This window comes from Aquimonas sp. (assembly GCF_044377145.1).
In the GTDB taxonomy this organism is placed as follows: domain Bacteria; phylum Pseudomonadota; class Gammaproteobacteria; order Xanthomonadales; family Xanthomonadaceae; genus Aquimonas.
The window spans coordinates 25,223-37,169 of record NZ_JBILJQ010000053.1; the positions used below are offsets into that span (position 1 = coordinate 25,223).

Annotated in this window: 9 protein-coding genes and 1 pseudogene; 3 read left to right on the forward strand and 7 right to left on the reverse strand. The window is 65.2% G+C overall.

Translation table 11 applies throughout. The features are described from left to right. The first annotated feature begins 327 nt into the window (after window positions 1–327). Window positions 328–678, forward strand: a complete 351-nt coding sequence (locus tag ACIQ7H_RS15375; RefSeq protein WP_395793052.1) for a hypothetical protein — start codon at window positions 328–330, stop codon at window positions 676–678. Between the two features lie 57 nt (window positions 679–735). Continuing rightward, the gene (locus ACIQ7H_RS15380) at window positions 736–1,587 is read left to right on the forward strand and encodes a M12 family metallo-peptidase (RefSeq protein ID WP_395793054.1); all 852 of its coding nucleotides are present in this window, start codon (window positions 736–738) and stop codon (window positions 1,585–1,587) included. Window positions 1,588–2,021: 434 nt separating this feature from the next. Here the strand turns inward: ACIQ7H_RS15380 and ACIQ7H_RS15385 are convergent, their stop codons facing one another. Further along, window positions 2,022–3,143, reverse strand: a complete 1,122-nt coding sequence (locus ACIQ7H_RS15385; RefSeq protein ID WP_395793056.1) for a tetratricopeptide repeat protein — start codon at window positions 3,141–3,143, stop codon at window positions 2,022–2,024. A 341-nt stretch (window positions 3,144–3,484) separates the two neighbouring features. Continuing rightward, on the reverse strand, window positions 3,485–3,754 hold the full coding sequence (locus ACIQ7H_RS15390) for a DUF3297 family protein (RefSeq protein WP_395793058.1): 270 nt from the start codon (window positions 3,752–3,754) through the stop codon (window positions 3,485–3,487). A 184-nt stretch (window positions 3,755–3,938) separates the two neighbouring features. Here ACIQ7H_RS15390 and ACIQ7H_RS15395 point away from each other — a divergent pair, with 184 nt between their 5' ends. Further along, window positions 3,939–4,508: a phosphoglycerate mutase family protein gene (locus ACIQ7H_RS15395; protein ID WP_395793060.1), complete on the forward strand. Its 570-nt coding sequence runs from the start codon at window positions 3,939–3,941 to the stop codon at window positions 4,506–4,508. Window positions 4,509–4,722: 214 nt separating this feature from the next. On the opposite strand, the gene ACIQ7H_RS15400 is transcribed toward ACIQ7H_RS15395, so the two are convergent. The 5 genes and pseudogenes from ACIQ7H_RS15400 to ACIQ7H_RS15420 all read right to left on the reverse strand — a co-directional run. Next, the gene (locus ACIQ7H_RS15400) at window positions 4,723–6,228 is read right to left on the reverse strand and encodes an aminotransferase class V-fold PLP-dependent enzyme (protein ID WP_395793062.1); all 1,506 of its coding nucleotides are present in this window, start codon (window positions 6,226–6,228) and stop codon (window positions 4,723–4,725) included. A 167-nt stretch (window positions 6,229–6,395) separates the two neighbouring features. After that, window positions 6,396–8,822 (reverse strand): protein kinase, encoded by a 2,427-nt coding sequence (locus ACIQ7H_RS15405; RefSeq protein ID WP_395793064.1) that lies wholly within the window; start codon window positions 8,820–8,822, stop codon window positions 6,396–6,398. Window positions 8,823–8,907: 85 nt separating this feature from the next. Beyond that, the gene (locus ACIQ7H_RS15410; protein WP_395793066.1) at window positions 8,908–9,423 is read right to left on the reverse strand and encodes an ECF-type sigma factor; all 516 of its coding nucleotides are present in this window, start codon (window positions 9,421–9,423) and stop codon (window positions 8,908–8,910) included. Then, the gene (locus ACIQ7H_RS15415) at window positions 9,420–10,694 is read right to left on the reverse strand and encodes a hypothetical protein (RefSeq protein ID WP_395793068.1); all 1,275 of its coding nucleotides are present in this window, start codon (window positions 10,692–10,694) and stop codon (window positions 9,420–9,422) included. Before ACIQ7H_RS15415 ends, ACIQ7H_RS15410 begins: the two co-directional genes overlap by 4 nt. A 222-nt stretch (window positions 10,695–10,916) precedes the next feature. Next, window positions 10,917–11,720: pseudogene (locus ACIQ7H_RS15420) on the reverse strand (serine/threonine-protein kinase); the annotation flags it as partial. Window positions 11,721–11,947: the final 227 nt, after the last annotated feature.

The window sequence follows — 11,947 nt, forward strand, 5'->3', positions numbered from 1 at the left end:
GGCAATCGCTCATGTGTCACTGTGCCGCGCTGTTCCTCGCCGCAGTGCAGCACGCCGAGGGGATGCGCCGTTCGGACTTGCCGCTGCGCAGCATCGGCGGCACAAGCGGTGTTCGCAGTCTGCCGCTGCAGTGCGCCGACGCGGCACGCGAGTGCGAAAGAGCATCCCGATGTCGCAGGTCGGAATGAGATATTCGTTACTTTGTACGTACACACAACAGTCCGCGGATTGCGTTAAGTTCCGACGGCCGCAGCGACCACGGACGGGGGTCCTGGCGTTTGCGGCGTGGGGTGCAACGCCCCATCCAAACTCGCAAGGAGTTTTCCGATGAGACTGAATCATCTGTTGATTGCAATGGGAATCGTGGCAGGGGGCGTGTCCGGGTCGGTGGCTGCAGCCGACGGCCTGTTCACGGCGGTCGAGAACCGCGCGATGTTCGCTGAGCCCGGGCCGCTGCTGCGGCAGGTCGCGGCCGATCCGGCCAATGCGCGGATCGAGATCGTCGGCGCGCGCATCGATCTGCTCAGCGAGCAGAGCGAAAGCCTGCGCCTCAACCTGCCCGGTGGTATCGATGTCGAGGCCCGGCGCTCGGAGTTCCAGCGCATGGAAAGCGGCAATGAGGTGTGGATCGGCGAAATCGCCAACGAACGGCTTCCGGCGCCGCTGGCGCGAGGTTGAATCGCGCTGGACGGACGTCTCGATCACATCGTCGCGGTGCGCTCCGGCGACACGGTGATGGCGAACATCCGGATCGCCGGCGAGCTCTACCGGCTGGTGCCGATTGAAGGCGGCGCGCATGCGCTGGTCGAGGTCGACCAGTCCAAGTTCCTGCCGGATGAAGATGAAAAGGGCTATGCGGAGATGGTCGCTGCCTCCAGTCGGGAGTCCAAAGCGCTGGCTGATCCGGTCGCCGGCCCGAAAGCGATCTCGACGATCCGGGTGCTGGTTGCGTTCGGCCCGGCCGCCGCGGCGGCGGTCGGCAACGAACAGCAGGCGATCGACCTGTCCTTCGCCGAGTCCAACCAGGCGCTGGCGGCGACCAATACCGATATCCGTTTGCAGCAGGCCGGCGCCATTCGCTTCTTCACCCAGGCCGAGAGCACCAGCTACTCGACCATGCTGAGCCGCCTGACCAACCTCAGCGACGGCTTCTACGACACCATTGGTGGGTTCCGCAACACCGATACCGCCGATGTCGTGGCCTATGTCGCTCCGGTCAGCAGCGGTCTGTGCGGTCAGGCCGCGGGCATCGCCACCACCAGTGCGAGAGCCTATTTCGTGATGAACCCGCAGTGCCTGTCCGGCAACTACACCTTCGTCCACGAGGCGGCCCACGTCGTCGGTGCGCGTCACGACAACGATCCGACCACCTCGCCCTACGCCTACGGACACGGCTTCGTGATCACCGCCGCAAGTCGACGCACAGTGATGGCGGTGAACAACGGCCCGTGCTCGGCCTGCACGCGCATCGGTTCGTTCTCGTCGCCCAACTACACGGTCAGTGGATTTGCGATTGGCACCGCCAACTTCAACGACAACACCCGAGTCTGGCGCACCCGCGGGCCGACCGTGGCCGCGTTCCGCTGAGGATGCGTGAGCTGGCCTGATGCGAGGGACAAGCGCAGGCCTGAAGTAGTACGGGCGCGGAGTGCCGACAGGCGCCGCGCCCGTTTTTGTTGGGCGAGATCAAGCGTTGCCCTCAAGTGCTGCGTCGAGACTGCAGGGCGACATGGATCAGGTTGCTGCGAGACAAATTCCTCGCCGGATCCGTTTCGGTGCGTCCGGTCGGCCGGCACGGCGGAGTGAGCGCAGCAGGGCTGTAGGGCGGCGCAGATGCCGCGGCCGCTCGGCTGAGATCAGCGCAGACCAGGCCCCGGCACATCAAACCCCCGATTTTCAGATCGACGACAGCGGCTTGGGTCCTCGCGTGCTCGCGCTGGTGCAGCTCAGCATGGACTGTCGGCAGGGCCTGCCCGAACCACATCCGTAGACATCTGTTCGGTTGAAGCTGCGCGCGGGACTCAAACGCCCGACCTGCGCAGAAAATCGAGCTTGGCCTGATAGCGATCACGCGAGTCGCCATGACTGAGCTCGCGTGCAGCCAGCAGGGCACGACCTGCGCGACGCGGCTGATCGAGCGCCATATAGACCCTGGCGAGGCCGAAGTAGAAGCGGTGCTCCTGCCGGTGCAGCTTGATCGCCCGCCGATAGTGCCGTGCCGCCTCCCGCAGTTCGCCCTGCTGCTCCAACTCCAGCGCACGCACGAAATGGTGGAACGGGTCGTTCTGCTGGATCGAACTGAAGCGACGCTCAAGAACGATCGCGCTCGCCGCATTGCCGCTTCTGCGGAAATGCGCGGCGAGGTTGAACAGCGCCCCGGTATGCTCCGGATCCAGTTCCAGCGCGCGCTGGTAGTCGCGCTGCGCAGCCGCGATGTCGCCGAAGCGAAGCTGCAGCACACCGCGATTGTTCCATGTGCTTGCGTACTCCGGCTGCAGCCGCAGCGACTGCTCAGCATGGGCCATCGCTGGCAGCAGTTGGCCCAGCTCCATCAGTTCCACAGCGCGGTTGTTGTAGTAGTGCGCCAACAGGCGTGCATCACTGATCCGCCTGGGTGGGTCGCGCGCAAGCACCTGGTCCGAGGCGACATCGATGCTGAAGCGGCGCTCGTTGATGCGGATGCCGGCATTGACGTGATTGGATCGGTAGACGGTTTTGCCTTCCTGTCGCCAAGCCACCGTGTCGCTGATTTCCTGGCCATAGGCCTGCAGACCGACTTCACGTGCCAGCGCGAGTGTGAGCAGGGTGAAGCTCAAACAGTTGGCTTCGCGGGTTTGCCACGCTTCCGACACGGTGTAGGTCGCATTTTCGCGGTAGCGCATTCCGAGCCCGTCGGGCCGAAACAGAAACTCGGCCAAGTTGCCGAGGTCGCGTACTCGACGCAGCTGGCTGCGGTTATGGAGGTAAGCCCGGAACTGTTCGCGCAATCCCTCGGGCAGGGCCATCACCTCGACCGGAGTGTGCAGCGCAGCCGATGCGGCGCTGGTGCCGGGTAGCGTTTGAGATGCTTCGGCATGCGGCATCGCGGCGGGTGCCTCCCCGCTGCCCATAGCCAGTGCAGCCAACATCGCAAGACTGAACATGGTCCAACCCTCCTGCGGGTTCGCAGGCGACCCGCGTGGGCGAGTGTAGACCCGCAGCGGGGCCGTGGGCGGCGGCGGAGCACGCCGTCACGATGCGTGTGTGCAACCATGTGTCGGACCCAGGCGACCCTCTGAGCGCAGTTGCGATCAGCGGGAGAGTCTGTCGGTACCCAATCTTGCGGCCCGAAGCGCAACCCGCGGCAGCGGCTCGCCCTCGCGTGCGCAGGGTACCGTTGGTGCCGCGTCCGCCGAAACGACCCTCAGCGCATGCTGGCGGCAACATCGCACCAGCGCCGACCTCGGCGGCGCACATCCAGCGAAGTCGGGGGGGCGGGTAGAGATCAGCCGCTGATGTCGCCGTTCGCCGGGGCTGCTGGGTCGAGGAGCCAGACTTCGACTTCGCCACTGTGTTTGAAGCACATCGGGCGGCCACGGCGGTCCAGCGAGCGCCCGACCGGCAGTCGGACCCAGCCTTCGCTGACGCAGTATTCCTCGACGTCGGTTCGCTCGACGCCTTTGAAGCGGATTCCGATGCCGCGCTCCAGCAGCTCGGCGTTGAAGAAGGGGCTGCGCGGATCGGCGCACAGGCGGTCGGGCAGGGTGTCGCTCACGGGCGGTCTCCGCAAACGGGGTCAAGAGGATACCGGCAGCGGGGATTGCGGTCGCCTGTTTCTGACATCAGGCAACTTGAGTCCGAGTCGCCACACGTACCCATGACGCGCTGCCGGTGGCGGAGGTCGGCGCGCATGTGCACAGTGCACGTGCAGCTCCGGGCTGCGTAGCGGAAGCAGGATCATGAGGGGATTGGCCACGGCAGTCTTCATCGCCGGCATCACGGCTGCCGGAATCGCCGTCAGCGGTGCTGCACCGGCATGGCCAAGCACTGCCGCGGCTCTGCTGCAGCCGGCTGCGTCGGGTGAGCTGGTGGTGGTCGTCGTCCGGCACGCCGAAAAGGCCACGGACGACGCGCGCGATCCGAGCTTGAGTGCCGCAGGTGCTGATCGCGCGCAGGCGCTTGCGAAGCGACTGGCCGGCCTGCCGCTGGCTGCGGCTTACGCGACGCCCTTCAAGCGCACCCAGCTGAGCGCCGCACCGGCGGCGGACGCAGCGGGCATCGCAGTGACGGTGCGCGAGTTCGTCAGTCGAAATCCAGATGAGGATGCAGCCGCACTGCGCGAGCAGCTGCTGCACGATCACCGAGGAGAGGTCGTGCTGGTGGTGGGCCACAGCAACACCGTGCCGGCGATTGTCGAAGCCTTGGCAGGAAGCGAGGCCGAGCCGATGGCGGAAGCCGAATTCGACCGCCTGAGCGTGGTTCGACTGCGCGCCGATGGCAGCGCCCTGCTCGGCGTGGAACGCTACTGAGCGCGGGCACGGGAGGAGCTGTGAGGTCCGGACCGTGCTGTCACCGGCGGACGGGCGATCAGCGACGCAACCTCCGGAGATGCAATTGGAACCGGCGGGGGGCACGCCCATTCGGCGTCGGCCCAAGGTGGGCCGAACAGCCGTTCGCGGCGCATTGCAGCGGAGGATCAGTTCACCCCGCCTTGCCGTCGAGTTACAGGCGACTTCGCCGCGCCTAGAGCGGCGCGAAGAACTCCGCCGCACGCGCGTCGACAAAGCCGCTTTCGCTCGGATGAAAGAATTCGTTGCGGCGTTCGCAGTAGGTGTAGTCCGCACCCCATGCGCGGTGCTGCGCCGCCAGGTCGCGGATCGCCTCGACGATGAACCTCGCCTCGGCATCGGTCATGGTCGGATGCAGCGACAGCCGCACCCAGCCCGGCTTGTCGCACAGGATGCCGGCGCTGATCTTGTCTGTAATCGACTGCGAGCGCTCGTGCGATACCTGCAGCAGGTAGTGGCCGTAGGTGCCCGCACAGGAACAGCCACCGCGCACCTGGATGCCGAAGCGGTCGTTCAACAGGCGAACGGCCAGGTTGTAGTGCAGGTCTTCGATGTAGAACGACAGCACGCCCAGGCGCTCGGCATTGTCGGCGGCCAGCAGATGCAGGCCGGGGATGGCCAACAGTGCCGGCCACACGATCGCCATCAGTTCGTGCTCGCGGGCCAGGATATTGGCCACGCCCATCTGCTGCTTCAGCTCGATCGCCAGCGCGGTGCGGATCGCCTGCAGGAAGCCGGGCGTGCCGCCGTCCTCTCGCGCTTCCACATCATCCACGTACTTGTGCTGGCCCCAGGGGTTGGTCCAGTCGACCGTTCCACCGCCGGGGTTGTCCGGCACGCGGTTGCGATACAAGCGTGTGTTGAACACCAGCACGCCGCTGCTGCCGGGGCCGCCGAGGAACTTGTGCGGGCTGAAATAGATCGCATCCAGGCCCGCCTGCGGCCGGCCCGGCGGGTGCATGACGATGTCGATATAGGGCGCGCTGCAGGCGAAGTCGACAAAGCACAGACCGCCTGCGGCATGCATGCGCTCGGCGATGTCGTGATACGGCGTGAACAGACCGGTGACATTGGAGCAGCTGGTGATGCTGGCGATCTTGACCGGCCGCGCGGCGTACTTCGCCAGCAACGCATCGAGCGCGGCCAGATCGACCTCACCCTGGGCATCCGGTGGAATGACTTCGACATCGCACAGCGTCTCCAGCCACGAGGTCTGGTTGCTGTGGTGTTCCATATGGGTGACGAACACGATCGGCCGCGCATCCGCCGCCGGGCTGACCCGGTCGATGTAGCTCTCGTGCACACGCAGGCCGAGGATGCGCTGGAACTTGTTGACCACGCCGGTCATGCCCGAGCCGTAGCAGATCACCGCATCCTCGGCCGCCGCACCGACATGCGCTTTGATCCGCTTCAGCGCCGAGTGGTAAGCCCGGGTCATCAGCGTGCCGGTGGTCGATGTCTCGGTGTGGGTGTTGGCCACGAACGGCCCGATCTGGCCCCGCATGCGGTCCTCCAGCGGACCGTACAGCCGCCCGCTGGCGATCCAGTCGGCATACACGATCGGCATCACCCCGTAGGGCGTCTCGATGGTCTGGTCGATGCCGAGGGTGTTGGCGCGAAACGGCGCGAAATGCGCTTCAAGCGCGCCGGGCGTGGAGGGCAGCTGGGGCAGGGCAGACATGGCGGGAGCTCATATGCGAGGGCGCTAATGTACGCGTGCAGAGCGCCTCATGCACCCATCGGCGTCGCGAACGGCGAGCATGGGACAGTTGCGTCGCCCCGTTTCGCGCTGGCTCGAGTGGTCGCCTGAGCCAGCTTCCTTGGCCACTGCTCGTCCTGCGGGCTCGATCACTCGGGGTCTTGCAGTTGGCTCACCAGCTCATGCCAGCCCTTCTGGTCCTCGCTGGTGAGGAGTGATACATCCAGCGTACTGTCCAGCAGCTCCAGCGCTTGCTCCCTGTGGCCGAGCTGCGCGACTGCGGATGCAAGCTGCAGTCGCAACCGCATGACGCTCGGGAACGCTGCACCTCGGCGTGCAAGCGCGGAATCGAACGCGGGGCGCAGATACTGCTCGGCCTCGTCGTACTCCCGCCGCGCCAAATGGATTTGGCCAGTCAGTGATTGCATCCGTGCCATATCGACGCTGGTCAGCACGTCACCACCGAGCGAGATCAGGGCTTGCTCACCTACCTTGGCTGCGCTCAGCGCTGCATCCAGATCCTTGAGTGCGAGCTCGGTCGTGGCAAGCGCATACATGGCCTCGTAGCCACCGAAGGACATAAGCCTGTCCGCAGCCTTCAGCCTTGCGATGATCTGCAAACAGAGTTCCTTGGCCTTTACAGGGTCAGAGCGGGATTGGATCTCGCAGACACTCGTTCTGATCCAGTCAAGCAAGGCTGCGACGTCGGGGTTTTGCGCTGCCGCGAGCTCCGCAAGCGCAAGAGCTCGGATTGACTCATCGAGCGCCTTCTCCGAGTCGCCCGCGACGTCGTAAGAGTTGACCAATTGTTGTTGGTAGTAGACCGCCTCGGTGGAGTGCTCACCGTACAATTCGAGTGCAAGATCCAGAGCGCTGGATGCTGCGGACAACATCTGCTGTGGGCGCCAGAGGCTGTGCTCGAATTCCATTCGGGTTCTCAAGTGGGCCATGAACGGAGCCGTGCGGGTCATGGCAAGCGCGTCGTAGATCTTGCTCGACTGGTCGAGCAGTTGTTCTGCCTCCACTGCGGCCTGGCGACCACGGACATACACCGAAATTCGAGCAAGGGAATCTCGCGCTTGCGCGGCTTCGAGCGAAATCGCGCTGAAGTGCGCGTCCGCCAGCTCAAGCTGTTTTCTGGCTGCACGTTCTGCCGCTTCCAGTGCACCGACATTCAGTGATCTGCCGGCGAGTTGCTTGATGATCTCGTGCTGCCGAATCTTCGGCAGGCCGGTTTCCGCGACAGCAGTATCAACAACATGCCCATAGAACTGCCGCAGATTCATGGACCGAAGCGCGACCGCATCTGTGCCGCCATCCACAGCAAGCAGCATTCGCGTCAGCAGATCTGAAGTCGCATCCGCCACCTCTGCTTCCGCCCGTGCTCGCCCACCTAAAACGACGGCGATCACGCCGGCGCTGATGATGGCGAGCAGGGCCGTCGAGGCGAAGCCCAATGACCAGCGGTGCTGGAGCGCAAATCGCTTGGCCGCATACCAGCGTTCATGCCTCCGCGCCAGAACGGGTCGCCCGCTCAGCCATGCACGCAGTTCGTCGCAAAAGGCTTCGATGTTGGCGTAGCGCTGTTCCGGTTTGTCAGACAGAGCTCGTTCAAGCAGCGCGTCCAGATCGCCTTGGAGCGCGCGCTTCAGTCTTGTCGAGTCCAGCCCGCAGCTCACGGCATGCTCCACAGCGCTTTCCATCGTAGCGTCGCTTGCCTTGCGCAGCCCGCCGTCCTTGCGCGCCGGTTGCCCGCTCAGCAGCTCGTAGGCCAGGGCTGCCACCTGCCAGAGATCGGACAGTGTGGTCGGCCGCTCGCCGCGCAGTTGTTCGGGTGCGGCGTAGCGCGGGGTCATCGGTGCGGCATCGAGGGTGAGGTCGTCGCTGTCGCTGTCGAGTCCCTTGGCGATACCGAAATCGATCAGCTTGAGCTGGCCCTCGTCGTCGACCAGCACGTTGCCCGTCTTGATGTCGCGATGCAGGATCAGATGCCGGTGCGCGTGTGCGACGGCATCGCACAGGTCCAGCAGCAGCTGCACGCGCTCGCGCAGGCCGAGGCCGCGCTCGCGGCAGTGGCTGAGCAGGTCCTTGCCATCCACCAGCTCCATCGCGTACCAGAGTTCGCCCTCGCTGCCTTCGCCACCGTCGACCAGCCGGGCGATGTGCGGGTGACGCAGGCGGGCGACCACGTCGCGCTCGAACAGAAAGCGCTGTCGACGCGCGGCATCGACCTGCCAGGCCGGGATCCACTTGATCGCCACGCGCTGGGTGAAGCCTTCGGCCTCGCGCTGGCCTTCGGCCACAATCCCCATGCCGCCACGGCCCAGCTCGCGCACCAGGGTGAACGCCCCGAGCTGGCTGGGCAGTCCAAGCTGGGCCATTTCCTGCTGCCAGGGCCGCTCCAGCCGGTTGGTCAGGCTGTGGTGGCGTTCCAGCATGCGGCGAACCCGCGCGGCGAGTTCGGGTTCGGCTTCGGCCAGCTCCGCATCAAGCCTGGCGCGGTCGCCGGTGTCGAGTTCGAGTAGTTTGCGGAACAGCGCAAGCGCTTGGCGTTCGGTGTCGATGCTATGCGACATGGGTAGATCCGAGAGAGGTTGGAGGGCTCACTTTTCAACGCGATTCCCGTGCGTCCGCATGTTGCTCGGCGGCTCGCAGCGGTGCTCAGTCAAGCGTGCTCAGCAGATAGGCGCGCGCGGTTTCAAAGTCACGCTGCACGGCCGAGCGTGAGCGTTCGAGCAGGCCGCCAATGTCTTCGAATCCGAGCCCCGCGAAGGCACGCAGGGCGAACACATCGGCCAAGCGCGCATCCACCGCCTGCAGCCGCTCCAGCGCCTGCAGCACTTCGGTCAGGCCCTGCGCCGGGTCCTCGACGGGCAGTTCGATGTCGGTCAGGTCGACCCGCTGCAAATCGCCGCCACGCTTGTTGGCTTGGCGCTCGCGCAGATGGTCGATCAGCACCTGGCGCATGGCCAGCGCGGCCAGCCGGAACAGATGCGCGCGGTCCTTGGCGCTGGCGCCGCCCTCGGCGAGCTTGAGAAAGCTCTCATGGACAAGGGCGGTGGTATCCAGGGTGTGGCTGTTCTGCCCGCTGCGCAGCGCCCGGGCGCGGCGCTTCAGGTCAAGGTAGATGTCCTCGAAACGCGGGTCGGACAGCGGGTCGTCCGGGGGAGTGCTCATGGCGTGCCTTCAGTGGCGGTGACGCGTGCAAGCAGTTCGTGCCAGCGTGCTTTGGGTTCGTCGGCGAGTGCCGACACGTCGAGCGTGGCATCCATCCATTCGCGGGCATCGCCTGTTCGTCGGGACGCCAGCAGTGATTCCACCAGCTCCATGCGCAGGTTCAGCACCTGCGGATGCGTCGCGCCGCGTCGCGCAGTGACAAACTCGAGCGCCGCGCGCTGCGCCTCGGCGGCTTCTGCAAAGCGGCCGAGCTTGAAGGCCTCTCGGCCTATTCCCATGCGGACGCGATTGAGTTCGACGGATTCACTTGCGGCCTCGCCAAAGACTGATTCGATGACGCCTTTGGTGCGGAGATAGCTCTGCATGGCTTTCTCGGGCTCCCCGTGGTTGCCATACGCCATACTCAGCGCAAATAGGACTTCGCTGCCGGTATGAGAATTGACGGCACCGGCCGCCTCGAGCTCGACGAGCAGTTCAAGGCAGAGCGGCAGCGCGCGAACTGCGTCGGTGCGCGCACGCATTTCGCAGGCGCTGCGGGCGAGCCAGGTGCGCAGCTCGTTCAAATGCGGTGTTTGCTGTTTGATCAGTGCTTCATCGGCCATGGCGAGCGCGGCGTCGGCCTCTTGCATGGCATCGCGGTTTTGTCCAGCGATCGAATAGCTGCCAGCGAGCTGGGCCTTGAAATGCAGCAGAACATCAAGTCTGGTGTTCTTGCTGCTGGCTGCAAGCGCCACCGCCTGTTCGGCCCAGCGGATCATGGCGGCGTTGTCGTTTTCTGCATCTGCGAGGGTCATGCGCGCTCGCAGATGGGCCAGCCGATCTTCGGTCAGGCCATCCACAGTTGATTCATGGATTCTCCCGCTGCGCTCCAGCAGTGACTGCATTGCAGAGGCCGCGGCACGCCCCTGACCGTGGAGCGTGACTCTCGTCTGATGATCCAGCGCTCTGGCCACTTCGACCGAGTCTGGCCCGAACTGCTGTTCCACCAGGCGTGTGGCCTCCTGCGCAGACAGGACGGACGCCTTTTCTGCGCCGATCTCCATGCTGCGGATACTCAGCGTCTTGAGCAGGCGACTGCGGGTGCTTACGGGAAGGTCCTCGGATTGGATCGAGAGGTCGACAACCCGACTGAAGAAATCGGCCAAGCTCATTGAAGCCAGCGAAAAACTGTTGGCGGGCTGATCCAGGAAAACATCCAGCAGCAGCTCGGAAGTGCGCTCAGCCACCCGCGCCTGCTCTCGGGCCCGCTCGCCCAACACCAAGGCGATCACGCCTGCGCTGACGACAGCACACAGTGCAACCGACGCGAACCCCAGCGCCCATCGGTGCTGGCGCGCAAAACGGACCCCAGCGTACCAGCGCTCATGTCGGCGCACTGCCACGGGGCGCACGTCCAGCCAGGCATGCAGATCGCTGGCGAAGGCGTCAACGCTTGCATAGCGCGCGCCTGGATCGTCCGATAATGCCTTGCCGAGGATCGCATCAAGGTCTCCTCGCAGGCTGCGGGCGAGCGCGGCGGCGTCGAGTCCGCAGGCGGCAAGGTGCTCGGCAGGCGCCGCCAGCGCGCGGCGGCTGGCCGATTCGATGCCGATCTCGTTGCGCAGCGGACTGCCGCAGAGCAGTTCGAATGCCAGTGCGGCCAGCTGCCACTGGTCGGCGGCGGTGCTGGGGCGCTCCCCCCGCAGTTGCTCTGGCGCCGCATACCGGGGTGTCAGCGGTGTCTGTTCAGCCGTCAGCTCGGGACTGTCCTCGCTCAACGTCTTGGCTATTCCGAAATCGATCAGCTTGGTCTGACCATCAGCGTTCACCAGCACATTGCCGGGCTTGATATCGCGATGCAGGACGAGGTGACGATGGGCGTAGTCCAGCGCTTGGCACAAGCCAAGTAGCACCTGCACTCGCGCTCGTAGATCGAGCGCACGTTCTCGGCAGTGCTGATCGATGGGAACACCGCGCACCCGCTCCATGGCGTACCAGAGTTCAGGGTCGTGGCTTTCGCTGCCGTCGATGAGACGGGCGATGCCGGGGTGTTCCAGCCGTGCTACCACCTCGCGCTCCAGCTGGAAGCGCGCCCGCCGCGCAGCGTCGATCTGCGCGCCGGGCAACCATTTGATCGCTACCTGCTGGATCACACCGTCGAGTTGACGCTCCGCCAGGGCGACGATACCCATGCCGCCGCGGCCCAGCTCCCCGATCAACCGGAATCCGCCCAACTGATCCGGAAGCGCAGAGCCTTCGGATTGTGTGCCTATGGCCGCGTTCAGTCGCTCGGTTGCATTTCCCCTACTGGCCAGCATGGCGCGGACGCGCTTCGCAGCAGCAGGGTCAGTACGCGACAGCGCGGCTTCGAACTCCACCCCTTGGCTGGGCGCGAGGTCAATGAGCTGGCGGAACAGCTCTAGGGAACCTCTGTTTTATCCCAGCCCGGCTGGTAGAATTTGTGCATCACCCACATGACAGTCACCCCATGAAGCAGACCACCTTCGACTCTCTGGCCTACACGGCGAAGAAGAAGCAGACGCGC

Bases quoted from the DNA above. Each gene is read 5' to 3' on its own strand.
- ACIQ7H_RS15405 (WP_395793064.1), bottom strand. From the start codon at position 8,822: ATGTCGCATAGCATCGACACCGAACGCCAAGCGCTTGCGCTGTTCCGC.
- ACIQ7H_RS15380 (WP_395793054.1), top strand. From the start codon at position 736: ATGGCGAACATCCGGATCGCCGGCGAGCTCTACCGGCTGGTGCCGATT.
- ACIQ7H_RS15400 (WP_395793062.1), bottom strand. From the start codon at position 6,228: ATGTCTGCCCTGCCCCAGCTGCCCTCCACGCCCGGCGCGCTTGAAGCG.
- ACIQ7H_RS15410 (WP_395793066.1), bottom strand. From the start codon at position 9,423: ATGAGCACTCCCCCGGACGACCCGCTGTCCGACCCGCGTTTCGAGGAC.
- ACIQ7H_RS15385 (WP_395793056.1), bottom strand. From the start codon at position 3,143: ATGTTCAGTCTTGCGATGTTGGCTGCACTGGCTATGGGCAGCGGGGAG.
- ACIQ7H_RS15395 (WP_395793060.1), top strand. From the start codon at position 3,939: ATGAGGGGATTGGCCACGGCAGTCTTCATCGCCGGCATCACGGCTGCC.
- ACIQ7H_RS15375 (WP_395793052.1), top strand. From the start codon at position 328: ATGAGACTGAATCATCTGTTGATTGCAATGGGAATCGTGGCAGGGGGC.